Below are 18,346 nucleotides of genomic sequence, written 5' to 3'. Positions count from 1 at the left end.
TGACGTGGCATGCTTTCTGCGATGACGCTTGGGTCACCCCACCCGACCAAGGCGCTCCCATGACTTCTCTCCCTTACCGCTGTGCGCTGACGCTTTCCGCACTGGCCCTCGGGCTCGGCCTTCTGGGCGCCGCCAGCGCCGATACCCTCGATGACGTGAAAGCCAGGGGCAAGCTGGTCGTGGCCATAGATCCCACCTTCGCGCCCTACGAGTACACCGACGCCAGCGGCACCATCGTCGGCTACACACCGGAAATCATGCAGCGGGTGGCCGCCCGACTGGGCGTCGCACTCGAGTACCAGAAGATGGCCTTCAGCGGGATCATTCCGGCACTGATCGCCGGCTCCGTCGACGCCGAAGGCTCCTCGCTCAACGTCACCGCCGAGCGCGCCGCCAAGGTGCTCTTCACCGTGCCCTTCGGCAAGAGCGTCAACGCGGTCCTGGTGCGTGCCGACGAGACCCGGGTGACGGCCTCCCCGCTCACCGTCGAAGCCCTCTCCGGCCTGACCGCTGCGGTCAAGGCCACCACTGCGCCCGAGCAGTTGCTCAAGCAGTTCAACGTCCAGCTGAAGGCTCAGCAGCGCCCGCCGATCAAGATCATCAGTGTCGACAGCGTCGACCAGACCCTGGCCGCGCTCATGACCCGCCGTGCCGATTTCGTCTTCGACGATCTCACCGTGCTGGGCGGTCTGACCAAGCAACTGCCCGGCAAGGTCAAGCAGGTCGGCGAACTGGGCGACAGCCAATGGATCAGCTGGGCCACCCGCAAGGACGACGAGCGCCTGAACAAGGTGATCAGCGATGAAATCATCGCCCTCGAGCAATCCGGCGAACTGAAAACGCTGCAACAGCGCCACCTCGGGGTCAGCTTCGACCTGCCCACCACCGACTTCATCCCCCGCCAGTGAGTCTTCCCATGCCTTGCCCAACCCATCACGTGCACGTCCCGGCCGGGCACGGCCGGACTTTCGAGGTTCGTGCCGGCCAGTACCTCACCATCATCGACATTGACGGGCAGCAGGCGGCGGACTTCGTCGCCGTCGTGCTGGGCCAGCTCGAGGAACAACTGTCCCCGGTACACACCCGCCGTCGCCTCAACTCGCTGTTCTTCACGGTCGGCGACTACCTCTACTCTACGGCCGACGAGCCGCTGCTGGAGGTGATCGCCGACACCATCGGCGTCCACGATGCCAACGTGCCAGCTTGCGATCCGACCCGCTTCAGCGTGGATTTCGGCGTGGACGGCCACCGCAACTGCCTGGACAACCTGCACGAAGGTCTGGCCGGCTACGGCCTGCTGGCGGTAAACGTGCCGGAGCCCTTCAACCTGTTCCAGAACGGACCGGTGACCGCGGACGGCCGCATGCAGGTCACCGACCCCAGGAGCAGGGCGGGCGATCACGTGGTGTTCCGGGCGCTCAAGGACCTGGTCTGCGCCGTGTCCTCCTGTCCGCAGGACATCATTCCGGGCAATGGCCTGCACGTGACGCCCATTGATATCCGCATTGCCGACACCGCTCCCACCCCCGCCTGAGGACCGCCCCATGCTGTTGATGAAAGAACACCTCGCCGAGCGCGCGCCGCTGCCCTTGCAGCGGGTCGACGTCCCTGCCGGAAGTGCCGGTTCGATCGCTGTGAAGCGAGGTCAGTTGCTGCGGATCGAAGCCGTTGACGCCGGCACGGTGGCCAGCCTGTTCGGCTTCAGCGAGGAGGATCCCATGGTGCATCTCTCGGTCCACCACACCCGGGTATTCAGTAACTCCTATGTTCTAAGCTCGGGCATGCGGCTGGTGAACAACCGGCGGCGCCCGGTGATGGTCCTGGGCAAGGACAGCCTGGGCACCCACGACCTGCTGCTGCCCGCCTCCACCAGCGCCTTCCTACGCAGCCGAGGCTATACGCAACCCGGCTGCGTCGAGGCGGTACAGGCCGAACTCGCACGCCTGGGTCGACAACCGCCCAAGCTTCCGGATCCCATCAACCTGTTCATGCATGTCGTGCTGGAACGCGATGGCAGCCTGCATCCCCAGCCGAACCGGACGAAAGCGGGCGACCGGATCACCTGTCGCGTGGTGCAGGACATGCTCTTCGTCGTCTCAACCTGCTGCACCGGCATTCCCGGCAACGATCAGGTCGGCGCCGTGGCACTTTCGGTCGCGGAAAGCCTGAGCGACTTCCCGGAGTAACCCGTGCTGGAACAGATGCTCAAGATCCTGCCGGAGCTGGGTCCCGGATTGCTGGTCACGCTGGAGCTGACGCTGGCCGCAGCGCTGCTCAGCTTCAGCGTCGGCCACATCGTCTGGTGGCTGCGCCAGCGCCAGGCCTGGCTGCCCAGCCGACTGGGACGCCTGTACATCAGTTTGATGCGCGGAACGCCCTCCATCGTTCAGCTGTTCCTGGTGTTCTTTTCGCTGCCGCTGCTCGGCCTGGGCGGCAAGCCGCTGCTGGCCGCGGTGCTCGCGCTCGGCCTGAACAGCGCCGCCTATACCGCGGAAATCCTGCGGGGAAGCTATCGCAACCTGGCCAGCGGCCAGACCGAGGCGTCCCTCGCTTTGGGACTCTCCCGCCTGCAGTGCTGGCGCCACGTCCTGGCACCCCAGGCGCTGCGGAGCAGCCTGCCAGCGCTGGCCAATGAATTCACGCTGATCGTCAAGACCACGCCCCTGGCGTCCGTGATCGCCGTGACCGAGCTGACCTATGCCGGACAGTTGATCATCGCCCGCACCTACGAGGCCGGACCGGTGATGCTACCGGTTGTCGCCGGCTACCTGCTGGTGTGCTGGCCGATCCTGCTGCTCGCGCGGCGCCTGGAAGGGCGTTTCGCCACCGCGAGGAACCCCTGATGGATTTGGGCATCATCCTGACCTACGCCCCGTCGTTGCTCGCCGGACTGGTCTACACCCTGCAGCTCACCCTGGTCACGGCGCTGCCCGCCCTGCTCTTGGCCGCCCTGCTAGCCTGGATCCGGCTGCGCAGCCGCAATCCACTGCTGCAGACGCTGGCGCGCGGCTACACCGACCTCATCCTGGGCCTGCCGCTGCTGGTGCTGATCTATGTGCTCTTCTTCATCCTGCCGGAGTACGGCCTCACCCTGTCCTCGCCCCTCGTGGGGGTGACGGCCCTGACCCTTTACTACGGTCCCTATCTGGCCCAGGTGCTGCGCGCCGCCTTCGCGGCCATTCCTCCCGGGCAATTCGAGGCCTGCAGCGCCCTGGGCATGTCGCGCTGGCAGAGCTTTCGCCATGTCGCCCTGGCCCAGGCGCTACCCGTGGCCCTGCCACCGGCGACGGGCCTGTTCATCGGCCTGCTGAAGGATTCGGCATTGCTGTCGGTGGTATCGGTCGAGGAATTCATGTACGCGGCCAAGCAGGCCATTTCGGAAAGCTACGCCCCCCTGGAAATCTATCTGGCGGTCGCCTTGAGCTACTGGCTGGTCACGCTCGCCATCGACGCGGCCGCCGGCGCCTGGGAGCGCCGCCTTACCCGCCATCGTATCCCCTAGTCATCCACGAGGTTCATCCATGCCCTCTCCCGCCGCTTCCATCGTCATACCCGCCGGTCACGGTAAGGCCATCCGGCTACGCACCGGCCAAAGCGTGCAGGTCATCAATACCCACGGTACCCAGGTCGTCGACTGCTGGGCCTGGAACGCCTATGACCTTAACGAATACATGTGCATGGAGGCCACTCGGGTCTATACCCAGCACCTCAATCCCGTGGTCGGCGACAGCTTCGTCACCAGCGAGCGCCACCCGATCCTGACCGTGGTCGAAGACACCTCCCCGGGGGTCCACGATACCTTCATGGCGGCCTGCGACCGCCGGCGCTACGAGTTGCTCGGTTGCACCCACTACCACAGGAACTGCACCGACAACCTGGTCGAGGGCATGCTGGAACTGGGCGTCACGCCGCCCCGGCGCAGCCTCGCTTCCTTCAATATCTTCATGAACATCCGGGTACAGCCGGACAACATCCACCTGGCCACCCTGCCCACGGTGACCCGCCCAGGCGACTTCATCACCCTTCGCGCGGAAATGGATTGCTTCGTCGCCTTCTCGTCCTGTCCCCAGGATATCGTCAGCATTCAGGGGGAAGGCGACAACACGCCCAAGGACGCCGAGCTGCGCATCCTCGACGACGCCTTTCCCCACATCCCGCTCCGCGGTCCCTGGGTACCTGCGCATCTGGCAGCACGATCGGGCTGAGCCGCCAGATGCGCCGGTGTCACCTCGGGTGACGCCGGTCGCTGCCAGGTGACTCTGCCCTGGTGCCTGAGGCCGCCCTTTAACACTTGTTTACAAGCGTTCAGGAAGTTTTACACGCGGCCCTTTATTGATCGATACCCTTGACCCCCGGCGATGATTCGCTGGATGCCGTTTTTCGCGCAGGGGGTTACCGAGGTGAAGCACGTCCTGAAGAGCATCGGCGCGATCGCCATGATATTGGGCCTGGCTATCGTCCTTCTGGGGTGGCTGATCGATCCCTCCCTTTCCCTGCAACGCGGCATCAAGTTCGCTTCGATAAAGCGCGAATTCCTGCAGACGGACCTCTTCCTCTGGGGCGCCCTGCTGTTCGCGGCAGGGTTCAATGGCTATGCGCTGCACAGCGATCGCTGAAATAGATCTTCGACGGCCGTCACGCGCCCTCATGACCAGGCGTAGCCAGGAGCGCCGACGATTGCCTTTTCGATCGGTTCACTGCACGGTGACCCACCCACCTCAACCGGGACGCCTGCCTTGACCCCTACCCTCCACATCGCCGCTGCCATCCTCCTGAACGAACGCCGGCAGCTGCTGCTGGTGCGCAAGGGTGGCACCACCGCCTTCATGCAACCGGGCGGCAAGGTGGATCCGGGGGAGCAACCCTTGGAAGCCCTGATCCGCGAACTGCGGGAAGAACTTGGCTTAGTCATCACCGCAGAGGCCGCGACCTATCTAGGCAATCATCAGGCGCTCGCCGCCAACGAACCCGGGTTCAGGGTCGATTGCGCGCTGTATCAGGTCGCCCTGCGCGCGGGGGACCAGGCGGTGCCTGCCGCCGAAATCGAAGAGGCGGTATGGGTCGCAGTGGACGAACCCGGCGATCTGCCGCTGGCGCCCCTGACCCGCGACGTGATCCTTCCCCTGCTGAGGCGGCAACTGCTGACCTCTTAGCAAGGGGCCCTGCCCCCTCGGTCTCGGATGCAGCTGCCAGGCCGCTTGAAACTTCGGGTAGCCTGGCGCCGGCAAGCGTCAGCCCCTGGGCAACGGCTGCCACCCGCCGGCCGTGCGCAGCTCGAGCCAAGCCGGCAGGCCATACAGACGCAGCAGGTGCAGCCAGCCGTTGCGCACCAGATCGCGCACGACGGCGTGGTTGGTGATCACCTGATCGATCATGGCGCGCGGCGCCTCGATCACCACGTGCAGGCGTAGCGGACGATGCATCCACTGCTGGCCGTCGTGCAGCGACTGGCGCGCCAGACCGGTGCGCAGGTCGCCGCCGTTGCCTTCGAACACGCCGATATGGCCGCCCACCACGTTGTGCAGCAACTTGTTGCCGCTGCCGAAGCGCAGGTTGTCGGTGGTCGAGGTGAAATACTGCAGGTTGATCCAGTGCGCCACCACCATGGGCGCCGTCATGATCAGCTCCAGCACCTTGCCCTCCTGGTCCTGCCGCCAGTCGTAGTCGTGCAGGAAGGCGCGGCCCTCCAGGTCCACCGCGCGGGTGCGCGCCCGCGGTGCGGCGATGAAGGCGGCATTGCCGGCGAGGCCCCATTCCGGCCGGGTCTGCGCCCAGTCACGGGCCCGCCGGCGCAGCTGGCCGAGCAATCTTTCCGGCTGCGCCGGCAGCGGCGCCAGGCCCAGTTTGCCCGCCCGCTGCCGCCGCACCTCGGCGCTGGCGCTGTCCAGTGCCAGCCGCAGGCGCTGCCAGCTGGGCTGGAGCTCTGCCGGAAGCGACTCGCACCCGAAGACCTGCACCTCATCCGTCGTGGTGTTGTGCAGCCCGGCCAGTACCTGGCAGTGCGGCGGCAGGTCGAGTCCGCGCACCCGCAGCCCGGCGCGCACCTGGGCATCGTTGAGCAGGCCGGCCAGCAGCCGCGCATTGATCTCGCCGCTCTGACCACAGCAGGCGCCGCAATCCAGACCCGCCGCCTGAGGGTTGTTGGCGCTCTGACTGCCATGGCCGAGCAGCACCAGCAGGGGCGGCACCGGCCCGTTCAGGCCCATGGCCTTGAGGATACGCTCGGCCAAGTCGACCCGCTGCAGCTGTGACATCTCCGGTAGCTGTGGTTGCAGCTGTTGCCGCTCATGGCGGCGCCAGGCGCTGAGTTTGGGCGAAGACGCGCCACCGGCCAGGCCATAGGTCCGTCCCAACAGCGCCCCGGCATAGCCCAGCCCGACGCTTTCCACCAGGGTGAAGGTCGAGGCCGGCAGCCGCTCGAACAGCCGCCAGCGACCCAGCCGCACCAGACGACCTTGACGCACCTGTGCCAATTGCCGATCCCGTATGGCATCGCCACTGCCCTCGCTGACCTGCAGTTGCGGCGCGAGCAGGCCCGGCAATTGCGGGCGCGTGGCACCGGTACCCAACGGGGTAAAGGCGATGGGTAGCCCGAAGAAGCCGGCGAAACCGCCGGTCTTCAGGGCCGGGCAGGTCTGCTCCAGGGCGCGCCTGAGGGGCTCGGAGCGGACGTCGATACAGAAGAACAGCTTGGCCAGCGGCGCCGGGGGCAAGGCTGCCGGTACGCTGTGGCACAACGCCTGCTGCAGGTGCTCCTGCCAGGCCAGCTCGTCGGCGCGCTGCCACAGCTGCAGGGCCTGCCAATTGGCCGAAGGCATCCGCTGCAACCCCTCCTCCCAAGCCGCCCGCCAGCACTGCCAACGACTGTCGGCATCGCGCCGCCGATCATCCACCAGCCACTCCCAGGCCGCGCGAATGGCCAGCAACTCCAGCAGCGTGCGGTCGTCCTCTCCCTGCAGCCGGGCCTGCCAGCGCCGATAGGCGCACCAGGAGGCCCAGCCCAGGTTGCGCAGCAGCAGGCAGTCGAACCAGGCGGCCCAGTCTCGTGCCGGCAGCCCCAGGCGGTCGACTGCCGCCTCCAGGGCCGCCTCGGGTAGTGCCGGCAATTCGGCGATCCGCCTGTGCAGCTCGCGACAACCGCTGAGTACGCTCAAACCCCGATCAACCAGCAGGCTGGCGCGCCAGGTCTGATAGAGCCCGTCACCGTCTGACGGACGCCAATCCGCCTGTTCACGATCGAACCAGGCTGCGCAACTCTGGCCGATCTGGTGGGTGATCAGCGCCGGCCAGCCCGGGAGCGGGATCCCTGGCTCGGCCAGATCTTCCAGCAGCGGTAGCCCCTGGCCGGCCTCGGCAGGGGCGTCCAGCGTCTCCAGCAGTCGTGCGGACTTACAGGACAGCCCCTGCTCGGCCAGCGCCTGCTGTAGATGACGCTCGGCGATATGCCCCTCCTGCCAGGCCTGGCGATAGTCGGCCGCTTCCAGGGTCAGGCGGCTGCCGGCACGTTGCCAGAGTTGCGCGGCCACGGCCTGCCAGGCCTGGTCGCGTCGCTCCCACAGCGGGTTCACAGCGATCATGCGATCCAGCGGCCAGGTCGGTGCGATGCGCGCACAGGCCTGCCGGGCGGCCTCGTGCAGGGCCTGGTGCTCAAGGCTGGGAAGTGTTTCGAGGACGGTCATGCGCGATCTCCAAGGGTTGCGTTCAGCGGCTGGGGCGCACGCGCCGGCCACAGGCGAAAGGTCAGGCGGGTGAAGTGCTCGTCCAGGTAGAAGCCGGCAAAAGCCAGGGGGTAGAGCCGTTGCGCCAGGGCGCCGTGCGGTCGGGCCAGCAGCAGGCCCTGCACCAGGTAAAGTCCGACCAGCATGACCATCGCCACCACGGTCAGCGGCAGCGGCGCCGTGGCGAGGTGCTGGTCGAGCAGCCAACCGGCCGCCTGGTGCCACAGCAGGTAAGCGCCCAGCAGCAGGCCGAACATGCGCAGGCCATGGGCGGGTTGGTCGCGGCGCAGGCACCAGGGCGCCAGGCCGATCGCCAATAGCGTCAGAGCCACCAGGGGCAGCTCATGGCTGGGCAGCAGCCAACGCCAGAGTCCTTGCAACAGGAGCAGCGCCAGCGCGGCCGTGAGTAGCGCCCGCAGCAGGCCGCCCAGTTCGAGCGTGGGTGCCGGCGGCTGCAGGGCATGCTGGCGGGCGTGGGCCACCGTCTCGCCGGCGGCGAGGAAGGCATGGGCCTTGTAGAGCGAGTGGGCCAGCAGGTGTACCAGCGCCAGTTCGTACAGACCGAGCCCGCATTCCAGCAGCATCAGGCCCATCTGCGCGCAGGTCGACCAGGCCAGACGGACCTTGATGCTGATCCGGGTCATCATCACCAGCGCGGCCAGGACCGCGGTTAGGCCGCCAATCAGCACCAGCAGGCTCTGCGCCGGCACTGCGGCGGAAAACAGCGGGGCGAAGCGCAGCAGCACGAAGCCGCCCAGGTTGACCACCCCGGCATGCAGCAGGGCCGAGACCGGCGTGGGCGCCTCCATCACCTGGATCAGCCAGCCATGCACCGGCAACTGCGCCGACTTGAGGATCACCGTCAGCGCCAGCAGCAGCGCCGCGCCCTGCCATTCCCAGCCGAGCGGTCCCCCCGCCTGCACCTGGACGGTCACGGCGGTGAGGATCAGCGAAATCTGGCTGCTCCCGCCGGCCTGCACCAGCAGCAGGGTCGCCAGCAGCAGACTGATATCAGCCAGGCGGCTGGCGAGGAATTTCTTGTGGGCTGCGACGACCGCCTGGGGCCGCTCGCGGTAGAAGGTCAGCAATAGATGCAGGCACAGACTGGAGAGGATCCAGGCACCTGCCACCAGCACGAGGTTGCCGCTGGTGACCACTGTGGCCACCGCCGCCAGGGTGCCCAGCAGCGCGAGCACATAGCGCCGCTGCCCGGCCTCCCCCTCCAGATAGCGCCGGGAATACTCGATGATCACCAGTGCCAGCAGGCTGATCAGTCCGGCCATCGCCAGGCCCAGGCGGTCGGGGTCCCGGGTGTCGTGGAGCGCCTGCAGCCAGGCCGCCAGCACCAGGAAGACGCCCAGATAACCCACGACCCGTGCGGGTAGCCAGAGTCGGCTGGGTGAAGCGAGGACGGCTGCGGGCAACAGCGCCAGGGCATAGACCCAGGGCAACAGGGGAGCCAGGGAAAACGGCAGGCTAGACATTGTGCACACTCCATGAACACCAGATACCGACAGTTTCAGGATGTGTACGAATTATTTAAAATAGATTGATCAGAACCTAACGTTCACTTTTGAAGAACGAAGCATGCGCCGGCTCAATTTTCATCACCTGCACTACTTCTGGGCCGTGGCCAAGGAAGGCAATCTCACCCGCGCCGCCGAGGCGCTACATGTCTCCCAGTCCGCCCTCTCCACCCAGATCCGCGTGCTGGAGGATCAGCTCGGCCACCCCCTCTTCATCCGCTCCGGACGCAGCCTGCGGCTGACCGAAGCCGGGCAGCTGGTGCTGGACTACGCCGAGACCATCTTCGCCCTGGGCAGCGAGTTGCAGGACACCCTGCAGAACACCCAGGAAGCCAACCAGACGCTGCGCATCGGCTCCGTGGCGACCCTTTCGCGCAACTTCCAGGAAAACCTGCTGCGCCCCTTCCTCGGTCGTGAAGACCTGGTGCTGACCCTCGAATCCGGCAGCGTGGACGAACTGCTGGAGCGCCTGGCGCTGCACAAGCTGGACGTGGTGCTGACCAACCAGGCGGTGAGCGCCGACAGCCAGCGCACCTGGCAATGCCGCCTGCTGCATCGCCAGCCGGTGTGCCTGATCGGCCCGCCGCGCCAGGACAGTCGCCCCTTCGATCTCCACCGCGACCTGCAACAGGCCCGCCTGATCGTGCCCGGTCGCAGCAGCGACGTGCGCAGCCAGTTCGACGTCTATTGCAGCGGCCAGGGGCTGACGCCCCGCATCTGCGCCGAGGTCGACGACATGGCCTTGCTGCGCCTGCTCGCCCGCGACTCCGGCGACATGGCCCTGCTGCCCGCCGTGGTGGTCCAGGACGAACTGCGCAGCGGCGCGCTGCAGCTCTACGCCGAAGTCCCCGAGATCGCCGAGCGCTTCTATGCGGTGACCCTGCAGCGGCAGTTCAGGCTGAGCATTCTGGAGGAGTTGCTGGGGCAGCCGGCGGTGCCGGATACCGCCTTAGCGCCATAGGCATTTTGATCCCGGTTAACGAGATCGCCGAGCGGTGACATTCGCTCGGCGTCACATGGAGTGCCCCGCTACCTCACCACGCCATTGGCCTTGAACAGCCAATCGAAGGCCTGGCCAAGACTCGGCGATGCCGTGTCGATAGGCGCGTGTGCCAGCTGCGCGGATGTCCGAGCGAATACCTCCCTCACCCCAGGCAGCACCGCCACCGGCAGCTCGGCGGCCCGCAGTTGGCGTTCGGCCTCTTCCACTTCCTTGAGACGGCGCGGGGCATGCACGACATGCGTCCTGATGAGGGCGCCGAGAAAGTCTCTTAATGAGGCCTGGTCGATATCGCTCAGGGCGTCATGAAGCTTTTCCGTGACACCCTGCTTCTCGGCCGCCATGAAGCACTCGATGGTCAAGGCTTCCAGTCCCTTGGTGAACACGCTGCGCAAGATCTTCAGGGCGGCTGCATCGCCCGCGGCGCCGCCCTCGACGGGCTTGAGCGGTGCGCCGGCTTCGGCAAAGAGGACGACCGCACGCTCCAGGCCGATACCGGCGGCCAGCAGATTGGTTTTCGCGTGCGTCAAGGCGATGGCCCCCAGGATGGCCACGTCCACATAGGGAATGGAGCGCTCGGCCGCAATGGCCGCGGCTCGTCTGATCTGCTCCGGATCCGCGGTGGTCATGTCGATGAACAGCGCACCCGTCCGCATAAGGGCGAGCGCCTGCTCGGCGACTGGCAGCGAGACAGTGCCGAATACGCAGGAGACGACGACATCGCAATCGGCTACCCCATCCTCCATCGAGGTGACGAGAGCCACGTCATGCTCTTTCGCGAAGGCCTGGGCTCTGGGTGAAGGCTTGAGGTCACACAAGAGGATCTCGTGGCCTGCTGCCGCCCAGGGGTGCGCGTAGGTAAGGCCCACTTCGCCTGCGCCGATAATCGCTAGTTTCATTTGCTTGTTCCGTAATCAGTGGGCCGCGTAGGCGCCCCGGTAGGTTCCCGCGGCAATCTGCGCGAGCATTTCCGCTTCCTTGCGCTCGGTCGCCAGGCAACGGTCGAGCAGCTCCGCCGCCTGGACCAGGGGAAAGGCGACGATGCCATCATGGTCACCCACGACGAGGTCTCCTGGTGAAACGATCATGTCGCCAATGCTCACCGGCACGTTGATCTCCCCCGGACCGTTCTTGTAGGGGCCACGGTGATAGCCCCCGCGAGCGAAGATGGGGAAGCTGCCCTTGCTGATCGTCGCCAGGTCGCGAATCGCCCCATCGACAACGACGCCCGCGGCACCGCGCTTTTCCGCGATAGCCGCCATGATGTCGCCCATCAGGGCGCGACTCAGGTCGCCACCGCCATCGACCACCAGCACCTGGCCAGGGACGAGGAGCTCCAGCGCCTGGTGGATCGCCCGGTTGTCGCCGGCGGGTACTTTGACGGTGAGCGCAAGGCCGGCCATGGTGCCTTCGATCCGGTGGAAGGGCCGCAGCGGAGCGCCTGGAAGCCGGTCGAGACAGTCGCTGATGATCGAGGTGGAGGTGCGGGCAAAGGCTTCGACCAGCGAGGTCGGACTGGAAGCGTTGACGTTCATAAGGGCTCCTCTTGTTGGATAACGTCGAGGATAGGCCCGTGGCCAAATAGAAAAAGCGATATTAAGGTATGGCCATTCATGCCCTGGAGGAATGCCCGTGGTCACACTACGCCAGTTGCTGGCGCTGCACTGGATCGAACGTCTGGGTACCTTCGAAAGGGCCGCCGAGCATCTCAACACCACCCAGTCAGCCATCTCGAAACGGGTGCAGGAGCTGGAGTCCTCCACCGGCCTGCAGCTGTTCGATCGCTCGCAGCGGGGTGCCCGCTTCACCGCCGAGGGCGAGGAGCTGCTGGTCATTGCGCGCGAGATGCTCGATCTGAACGAGCGCATCACCTCGCTCAAGGACGGCAAGCACGTCACCACCCGCCGTCTGCGACTAGGCGTTACCGAACTTACCGCCTGGACCTGGCTACCGCGCCTGGTCACGCGCCTGGTTGCCGACTTCCCCGGGCTTACCGTGGAGCCGGAAGTCGACATGAGTCGCAATCTGCACGAGCGGCTGATGGACGATCTGGTCGACCTCATCGTGATACCGGACACCTTCACGGCGCCCGAGGTCACCAGCGTACCCCTCGCGACCGTGGAGAATGCCTGGATGGCCGCGCCGGGACTGGTCCGGAGTTCAGGCGTGGTGGGCCTGGCCGAGCTGGCCAAGTATCCCATGCTGATGCAGGGCAAAAAGTCAGGATCTGGCCTGTTCGTAAATCGCTGGCTGCATGCACGCGGAATAGAGCTGCCCAGGATCCTCTCCTCCGACAGCCTCACCGCCATGCTCGGTCTGGCCTCGGCGGGCCTGGGCGTCACCTACCTGCCACGCGAATGTTTCCGCCCGCTGGTGGACGAAGGCAAACTCGTCATCGTCGAGACCGATCCCGAGCTGCCACCGGTTCCCTACATGGCGATGTACCGCAATGATCGGCCCTCGACCTTCGTCGCCGAGATCGCCACGCTGGCGACGCAACTCTGCGACTTCACGAAACAGTTGCAGCGTTAGCCCGCTATCGCCAGACCGTCCTGCGGCTACCAGAGCGACAGCGCAGCAGACGGCCGTGATCGTGAACCAAGGTTCCGCCCCCTAGTCAGCAGAGGCCTCGACCGGCGCGGTAGCCGGTTCGGAAATGGTCAGCACGAAGGCCAGCGCAGCCAAGGAGCAGACGCCGAGGAAGATGAACACCGCCGTCCAGCTGTAGCTATCCAGCAGGAAGCCGGTGATCAGCGGCGCCATGGCGCCCCCCGCCTGGCCCGCGCTGTTGACCACGGATGCAGCCACCGGATAGGTCGTTCTGGTGGTCAGTCCCATCGAATAGACCGAGAACGACGAGTAGCCGATGTTGAGCAGAAAGCCGGTACCGAACAGCAACAGACTGACCGCGAGCAGCCCATTGGGTGCGTAAACCAGAGCGACCATCATCACACAGGTCGCTACCGCGCTGATCATCATGGTCGGTTTGCGACGGCGGTCCAGGATTCGATCCGACAGCCAGCCGCCGACGATATTGCCGAGCACCCCGCCAACAAAGGGCAAGGACGCCACGAAGCCGACCTGCATCAGTTCGAAGTGCTTTACCTCGCCCAGGTACTTGGGGAGCCAGGCCAGGAGCACGTTCACCACTCCGGTCATCAGCAGGTAGCCCAGCCCACAGCCCCAGATGTTCCAAGACCTGAACACGGAGCGGGACGTATCCAGGAGGGGGGTGCGCTCATAGCGCAGCGCGCGGTCGAGCCTGCCGAAATCCCGGTGCTTACGGACCGACTCGCTGTGCGCGGTCGTCTGGTCTTCGATGTGTTCGGCTTCGGCGTCACTGACCTGCTTGCAGGCTCTCGGATCATTGGGGACGAGCCACCACCACAGCAAGGCGAGCAGCACGCCTGGCAGGGCGAAGGCGATGAACATGGTGCGCCAGCCATCGAGCAGAATCAGCGCTGCCCCCAATGGCGGTGCTATCACCGCGCCCATCTTGGCGGCGGACAGGAAGGCGCCGGTAGCCGTGCCCTTTTCCCGCGGCGGAAACCAGCGGTTGATGGTGCTCAACATCGACAGGGGCAAGGCGGCTTCTGCGACGCCCAGCGCCGAGCGATAGATCTTGAGCATACCGATGCTGTGGGAGGTGCCGATCAGCAGCGTCACGAGCGATGTCAGGCCAATCGCCGCGGGGGCGACCACGCGCACGCTGACCTTACTCAGCAGAAAGCCCGCCGGTATCTGACCGAGCGAGTAGAACAGGAAGAAGGCACTGACCAGCAGACCCACCTCGGCATTGGTTGCGCCGAACTCCTTCTGGATATAGGGCAAGGCGATCCCGATATTGGCCCGATCGGCTGCAGCGAGCATGTACACGACCACGATGACCGCCAGTACCACCCAGCGATAGCGGGTCCTGGACCGCGTCTGTAGCGCTGCCCGTTCCGCCACTGCCGGTGCCGGCTTTGAAGCCAGGGATTCGGTCATGAGTCCTCCGATTTTTATGTTTATTAAAGGTGACGGAGGTTTTACGACGGCCCATTAATGGAAAAAAGCGATAAAGAGGCACAGGCATTCATTCCTCTTAGGAATGAGCAGCGCCCCCAGTCGGCGGGATAGCGATGCTTGAGCCCTTGGCAGCCGGCTTGCGGGTCGCGATCACTGCACTCCCCGGGCAGGAATAAGGGTCGGAAACACGGATGACTGTCGGTCAGCCGGCGGGTCTGTGAATCCTCCCCCCGGTTGATGGACTGGCCCAACCACCCAGCACCCCAGGCGTGCCCTCCTCCCCCTCGCCCGCTACAATGCGCGCCTTGCCGTGCCACGCCTGATCGAGAAGAAACGCCATGTCCCTGCCCAAGCACCATCTGGAATTGCTCAGCCCTGCCCGCGATGTCGGTATCGCCCGGGAGGCCATCCTGCATGGGGCCGATGCCATCTACATCGGCGGGCCGAGCTTTGGTGCGCGGCACAATGCCTGCAACGAGGTCAGCGAGATCGCCGAGCTGGTGAAATTCGCCCGCCGCTACCATGCGCGGGTGTTCACCACGATCAACACCATCCTGCATGACGACGAGCTGGAGCCGGCGCGTAAGCTGATCCACCAGCTGTACGACGCCGGCGTGGATGCGCTGATCGTGCAGGACATGGGCGTGCTGGAACTGGACATCCCGCCGATCGAGTTGCATGCCAGCACCCAGACCGACATCCGCACCCTGGCGCGGGCCAAGTTTCTCGACCAGGCCGGCTTCTCCCAGCTGGTGCTGGCGCGGGAACTGAATCTGCAGGAGATCTCGGCCATCGCCGCCGAGACCGACGCGGCCATCGAATTCTTCATCCATGGCGCCCTGTGCGTGGCCTTCTCCGGCCAGTGCAACATCTCCCACGCCCAGACCGGTCGCAGCGCCAACCGCGGCGACTGCTCCCAGGCCTGCCGCTTGCCCTACACCCTGAAGGATGACCAGGGTCGGGTAGTGGCCTTCGAGAAGCACCTGCTGTCGATGAAGGACAACAACCAGAGCGCCAACCTGCGCGCCCTGGTCGAGGCCGGCGTGCGCTCCTTCAAGATCGAGGGGCGCTACAAGGACATGGGCTATGTGAAGAACATCACCGCCTACTACCGCCAGCTGCTCGACGAGATCCTCGAAGACCGCACCGACCTGGCGCGCGCCTCCAGCGGTCGGACGGCGCACTTTTTCGTGCCCGATCCGGACAAGACCTTCCACCGCGGCAGCACCGACTATTTCGTCACCGACCGCAAGGTGGACATCGGCGCCTTCGACTCGCCGACCTTTACCGGTCTGCCGGTGGGTCAGGTAGAAAAGGTCGGCAAGCGCGACTTCATTGCCGTCACCGAGGAGCCGCTGTCCAACGGCGACGGCCTCAATGTGCTGGTCAAGCGCGAGGTGGTGGGCTTTCGCGCCAACGTCGCCGAGCTCAAGGGCGAATTCGAGGAAGACGGCCAGAAGCGCTATCGCTATCGCGTCGAACCCAACGAGATGCCCGAGGGGCTGTTCCGCCTGCGCCCGAATCATCCGCTGTCGCGGAACCTGGACCACAACTGGCAGCAGGCCCTGCTCAAGACCAGCGCCGAGCGCCGCATCGGCGTGCGCTGGCAGGCCGAGCTGCGCGAGCAGCGGCTAGAGCTGACCGTCACCAGCGAAGAAGGCGTCAGTGTCTCGGTTGCCCTGGACGGTCCCTTCGGTGTGGCCAACAAGCCGGAGCAGGCGCTGGATGGCCTGCGCGATCTGCTGACCCAGTTGGGCACCACCGAATACCACGCCCTGGACGTGAGCCTGGATGCACCCCAGGCCTTCTTCGTGCCCAATTCGCAACTCAAGGCGCTGCGCCGCGAAGCTATCGAGCGGCTGACCGCTGCCCGAGTCGCCGCCCACCCGCGCGGCAGCCGCAAGGCCGAGAGCTGTCCCCCGCCGGTGTATCCCGAGTCGCACCTGTCGTTTCTCTACAACGTCTATAACCAGAAGGCCCGCGACTTCTATCATCGCCATGGCGTGCAACTGATCGACGCGGCCTACGAGGCCCATGAAGAGCCTGGCGAGGTGCCGGTGATGATCACCAAGCACTGCCTGCGCTTCTCCTTCAACCTCTGCCCCAAGCAGGCCAAGGGCGTCACCGGCGTGCGCACCAAGGTCGCGCCGATGCAACTGGTCCACGGCGACGAGGTGCTGACCCTGAAATTCGACTGCAAGCCCTGCGAGATGCACGTGGTGGGCAAGATGAAGGGCCACATCCTCGACCTGCCGCTGCCCGGCAGCCAGGCCGCGGCCAAGGCGCTCGCCAGCATCAGCCCGGAAGACCTGCTCAAGACCATCCGCAACAAGCCGACCGGGTACAGTCACTGAGCCCTGAGGGGCTGACGTCGCTGCTGGCTAGCCAGCAGCGATCCGCCGGCTCGATTCGCTAGCGCTCGGCTGCCGCGGGTGTCTGCCGCGCCAGTCCGTTGTAGGCGTCGAGCATCCGCCCACACCAAGCCGTAATGGGGTCGTCCTGGGCCAGCAGGGGTTGGGTGCTGACGATCCGCGCCCACTGAAAGGCGCCGAAGACGATGTGATCGGCATAGGCCGGGGCTTCACCCGCCAGGTAATCCTGCAGTGCCAGGGTGCTGCGCAGGGGCTTCAGGACTTCGCGGAAGGCTTGCAACGAGGCCTCGCGCTGTCCAGCCAGGGCCTCCAGCGAGACGCCAAACGCCGCTTCGCGGGTCCGCTTGAAATAGTCTCGGTCGGCTTCATCCAGCACCGCATGGACGTCGGGCAGGATCACCCGCGCCAACGCCGGATGGACACTGTCCGCGACCCATTGGTTGATGAAGCGCGTCGTGGCCTTGAGCGAAGCATCGCCCAGTAGCGAGGGCCGCTCGGGGTATTGGCGATCCAGGTACTCGGCGATGGCCCAGCTGTCGCTCACCCACTGCTCGCCATCCACCAGCACCGGTACCTTGCCCTGCCCCGAAGCGGCGATGGCCTCCTTCTCGTGAAAGCGCCAGGCAATGGTCTCGACCGGCAGCCCCTTGTGCGCCAGCGCCAGCCGTATGCGCCAGCAATAGGGGCTGAAGCGGCAGCTGTCGTCGGCACCGGTCAGTTCGTACAGGCGTAGCGGAAGGCTCATCAGGATGTCTTCTCTTGGTTAACCAATGGGGATTCACGGGTGACGGTCGGGTCGCGCACAGCCACCGATCAGGTCTTCTGGGACAGCGGCAAACGGCTATAAGCACCCGACCGCTTGCGCTTTCTTTGGTCCGCCATGGCGAAGGTCGCTAGCCCGGCGACGCTCGGGGGAACCTGCTCACAGACCGAGCCCCCACCTCGCCTATCGGCTACAGTTCAGCCAACCCTTTGGCTGCCGCGAACGCCAGGCGCCGGAAAACCAGCGCGCGAGAAGGCGCGCAAAGCACCTCGAACCAGGAGTCGCACATGGAGCAGGACAACCCCGCGCAGGACTACCTCAGCTCGCTGGAGGCGCTGGAAAGCCTCTACGGCGAGGTCGCAGCACCCTCGATCCTCAAGGAGATCGATCACATCCACCCCGTTTACCAGCCCTTCATCGAAGCCGCGTCCTTCGTGGTCCTGGCCTCCTCGGGGCCCCAGGGACTGGATGCCTCGCCGCGCGGCGATGCGCCGGGCTTCGTGCATGTCGAGGATGCCAGGACGCTCTACCTGCCGGATCGTCGGGGCAACAATCGCCTGGATACGCTGCGCAATGTCCTCCAGGATCCCAGGGTGGCGCTGCTGTTCCTGATCCCCGGTATCGGCGAAACCCTGCGCATCAACGGCACCGCCCGGATAGCGGTCGATCCGGCCTTGCTGGCCCGCTTCGAGGTCAAGGGTCAGCGCCCGCGGACCGTACTGGAAGTCACGGTCACCAGCGTCTACTTTCAGTGCAGCCGCGCGGTGATCCGGGCCGGCCTTTGGGATCCCTCCAGGCACCTGGCGCGCAGCGCGCTGCCCTCTCCCGGCACCATCCTCAAGCAGCTCTGCCCGACGCAGGTGGACGGCGACGCCTACGACCAGGCCTTGCCGCAGCGTATCGCCAGCACGCTCTACTAGGGCTGCCCGGCCCTGCCTCCAGCCCCCATAAAGGACTCG

Annotated in this window: 18 protein-coding genes; 12 read left to right on the top strand and 6 right to left on the bottom strand. The window is 65.8% G+C overall.

Translation table 11 applies throughout. The features are described 5' to 3' along the window. The first annotated feature begins 59 nt into the window (after positions 1-59). The 8 genes from PSEK12I1_RS0114690 to PSEK12I1_RS0114655 all read left to right on the top strand — a co-directional run bounded on the left by PSEK12I1_RS0114690 (position 60) and on the right by PSEK12I1_RS0114655 (position 5,153). Entirely contained in the window at positions 60-908 is an 849-nt protein-coding gene (locus tag PSEK12I1_RS0114690; RefSeq protein ID WP_027602015.1) for a transporter substrate-binding domain-containing protein, read from the top strand. A gap of 8 nt (positions 909-916) precedes the next feature. Further along, positions 917-1,534, top strand: coding sequence for a DUF1989 domain-containing protein (locus PSEK12I1_RS0114685; RefSeq protein WP_027602014.1), 618 nt, complete (start codon positions 917-919; stop codon positions 1,532-1,534). Positions 1,535-1,544: 10 nt separating this feature from the next. Beyond that, positions 1,545-2,186, top strand: a complete 642-nt coding sequence (locus PSEK12I1_RS0114680) for an urea carboxylase-associated family protein (protein ID WP_027602013.1) — start codon at positions 1,545-1,547, stop codon at positions 2,184-2,186. 3 nt (positions 2,187-2,189) lie between these two features. Continuing rightward, positions 2,190-2,843, top strand: coding sequence for an amino acid ABC transporter permease (locus PSEK12I1_RS0114675; RefSeq protein WP_027602012.1), 654 nt, complete (start codon positions 2,190-2,192; stop codon positions 2,841-2,843). Further along, positions 2,843-3,502: an amino acid ABC transporter permease gene (locus tag PSEK12I1_RS0114670; RefSeq protein WP_027602011.1), complete on the top strand. Its 660-nt coding sequence runs from the start codon at positions 2,843-2,845 to the stop codon at positions 3,500-3,502. The genes PSEK12I1_RS0114675 and PSEK12I1_RS0114670 overlap by 1 nt, the downstream gene beginning before the upstream one ends. A 19-nt stretch (positions 3,503-3,521) precedes the next feature. Then, positions 3,522-4,205 (top strand): DUF1989 domain-containing protein, encoded by a 684-nt coding sequence (locus PSEK12I1_RS0114665; protein WP_027602010.1) that lies wholly within the window; start codon positions 3,522-3,524, stop codon positions 4,203-4,205. A 165-nt stretch (positions 4,206-4,370) separates the two neighbouring features. Then, on the top strand, positions 4,371-4,616 hold the full coding sequence (locus tag PSEK12I1_RS0114660) for a hypothetical protein (protein ID WP_231501010.1): 246 nt from the start codon (positions 4,371-4,373) through the stop codon (positions 4,614-4,616). A gap of 120 nt (positions 4,617-4,736) precedes the next feature. Continuing rightward, complete coding sequence (locus PSEK12I1_RS0114655) at positions 4,737-5,153, top strand: NUDIX domain-containing protein (RefSeq protein WP_027602008.1); 417 nt, start codon at positions 4,737-4,739, stop codon at positions 5,151-5,153. A 78-nt stretch (positions 5,154-5,231) separates the two neighbouring features. Here PSEK12I1_RS0114655 and PSEK12I1_RS0114650 read toward each other — a convergent pair whose 3' ends face one another. Together PSEK12I1_RS0114650 and PSEK12I1_RS0114645 are read right to left on the bottom strand one after the other, a co-directional pair. Beyond that, positions 5,232-7,679, bottom strand: coding sequence for a YbcC family protein (locus PSEK12I1_RS0114650; protein ID WP_027602007.1), 2,448 nt, complete (start codon positions 7,677-7,679; stop codon positions 5,232-5,234). Further along, positions 7,676-9,202, bottom strand: a complete 1,527-nt coding sequence (locus PSEK12I1_RS0114645; protein WP_027602006.1) for an NADH-quinone oxidoreductase subunit L — start codon at positions 9,200-9,202, stop codon at positions 7,676-7,678. Before PSEK12I1_RS0114645 ends, PSEK12I1_RS0114650 begins: the two co-directional genes overlap by 4 nt. Before the next feature lie 103 nt (positions 9,203-9,305). On the opposite strand from PSEK12I1_RS0114645, the gene PSEK12I1_RS0114640 reads away from it, so the two are divergent. Next, the gene (locus PSEK12I1_RS0114640; RefSeq protein ID WP_027602005.1) at positions 9,306-10,205 is read left to right on the top strand and encodes a LysR family transcriptional regulator; all 900 of its coding nucleotides are present in this window, start codon (positions 9,306-9,308) and stop codon (positions 10,203-10,205) included. Positions 10,206-10,273: 68 nt separating this feature from the next. On the opposite strand, the gene PSEK12I1_RS0114635 is transcribed toward PSEK12I1_RS0114640, so the two are convergent. Then, the gene (locus PSEK12I1_RS0114635; protein WP_027599710.1) at positions 10,274-11,143 is read right to left on the bottom strand and encodes an NAD(P)-dependent oxidoreductase; all 870 of its coding nucleotides are present in this window, start codon (positions 11,141-11,143) and stop codon (positions 10,274-10,276) included. Positions 11,144-11,158: 15 nt separating this feature from the next. Then, complete coding sequence (locus PSEK12I1_RS0114630; RefSeq protein WP_027602004.1) at positions 11,159-11,779, bottom strand: RraA family protein; 621 nt, start codon at positions 11,777-11,779, stop codon at positions 11,159-11,161. A 97-nt stretch (positions 11,780-11,876) separates the two neighbouring features. On the opposite strand from PSEK12I1_RS0114630, the gene PSEK12I1_RS0114625 reads away from it, so the two are divergent. Further along, entirely contained in the window at positions 11,877-12,776 is a 900-nt protein-coding gene (locus tag PSEK12I1_RS0114625) for a LysR family transcriptional regulator (protein ID WP_027602003.1), read from the top strand. A gap of 81 nt (positions 12,777-12,857) precedes the next feature. Here the strand turns inward: PSEK12I1_RS0114625 and PSEK12I1_RS0114620 are convergent, their stop codons facing one another. Next, positions 12,858-14,231 (bottom strand): MFS transporter, encoded by a 1,374-nt coding sequence (locus tag PSEK12I1_RS0114620; RefSeq protein ID WP_144959075.1) that lies wholly within the window; start codon positions 14,229-14,231, stop codon positions 12,858-12,860. 359 nt (positions 14,232-14,590) lie between these two features. Between PSEK12I1_RS0114620 and PSEK12I1_RS0114615 the strand changes: the two genes are divergently transcribed. Beyond that, the gene (locus PSEK12I1_RS0114615; protein WP_027602002.1) at positions 14,591-16,606 is read left to right on the top strand and encodes a U32 family peptidase; all 2,016 of its coding nucleotides are present in this window, start codon (positions 14,591-14,593) and stop codon (positions 16,604-16,606) included. A gap of 58 nt (positions 16,607-16,664) precedes the next feature. Here PSEK12I1_RS0114615 and PSEK12I1_RS0114610 read toward each other — a convergent pair whose 3' ends face one another. Next, complete coding sequence (locus PSEK12I1_RS0114610) at positions 16,665-17,369, bottom strand: glutathione S-transferase family protein (RefSeq protein ID WP_027602001.1); 705 nt, start codon at positions 17,367-17,369, stop codon at positions 16,665-16,667. 305 nt (positions 17,370-17,674) lie between these two features. On the opposite strand from PSEK12I1_RS0114610, the gene PSEK12I1_RS0114605 reads away from it, so the two are divergent. Further along, on the top strand, positions 17,675-18,307 hold the full coding sequence (locus PSEK12I1_RS0114605) for a pyridoxamine 5'-phosphate oxidase family protein (protein WP_027602000.1): 633 nt from the start codon (positions 17,675-17,677) through the stop codon (positions 18,305-18,307). Positions 18,308-18,346: the final 39 nt, after the last annotated feature.

Source organism: Pseudomonas sp. MOIL14HWK12:I1, from assembly GCF_000510705.1.
Taxonomy (GTDB): domain Bacteria; phylum Pseudomonadota; class Gammaproteobacteria; order Pseudomonadales; family Pseudomonadaceae; genus Chryseomonas; species Chryseomonas oryzihabitans.
Note: the sequence above shows the minus strand (reverse complement) of the source record. Positions and strands in the feature narration are given on the sequence as shown.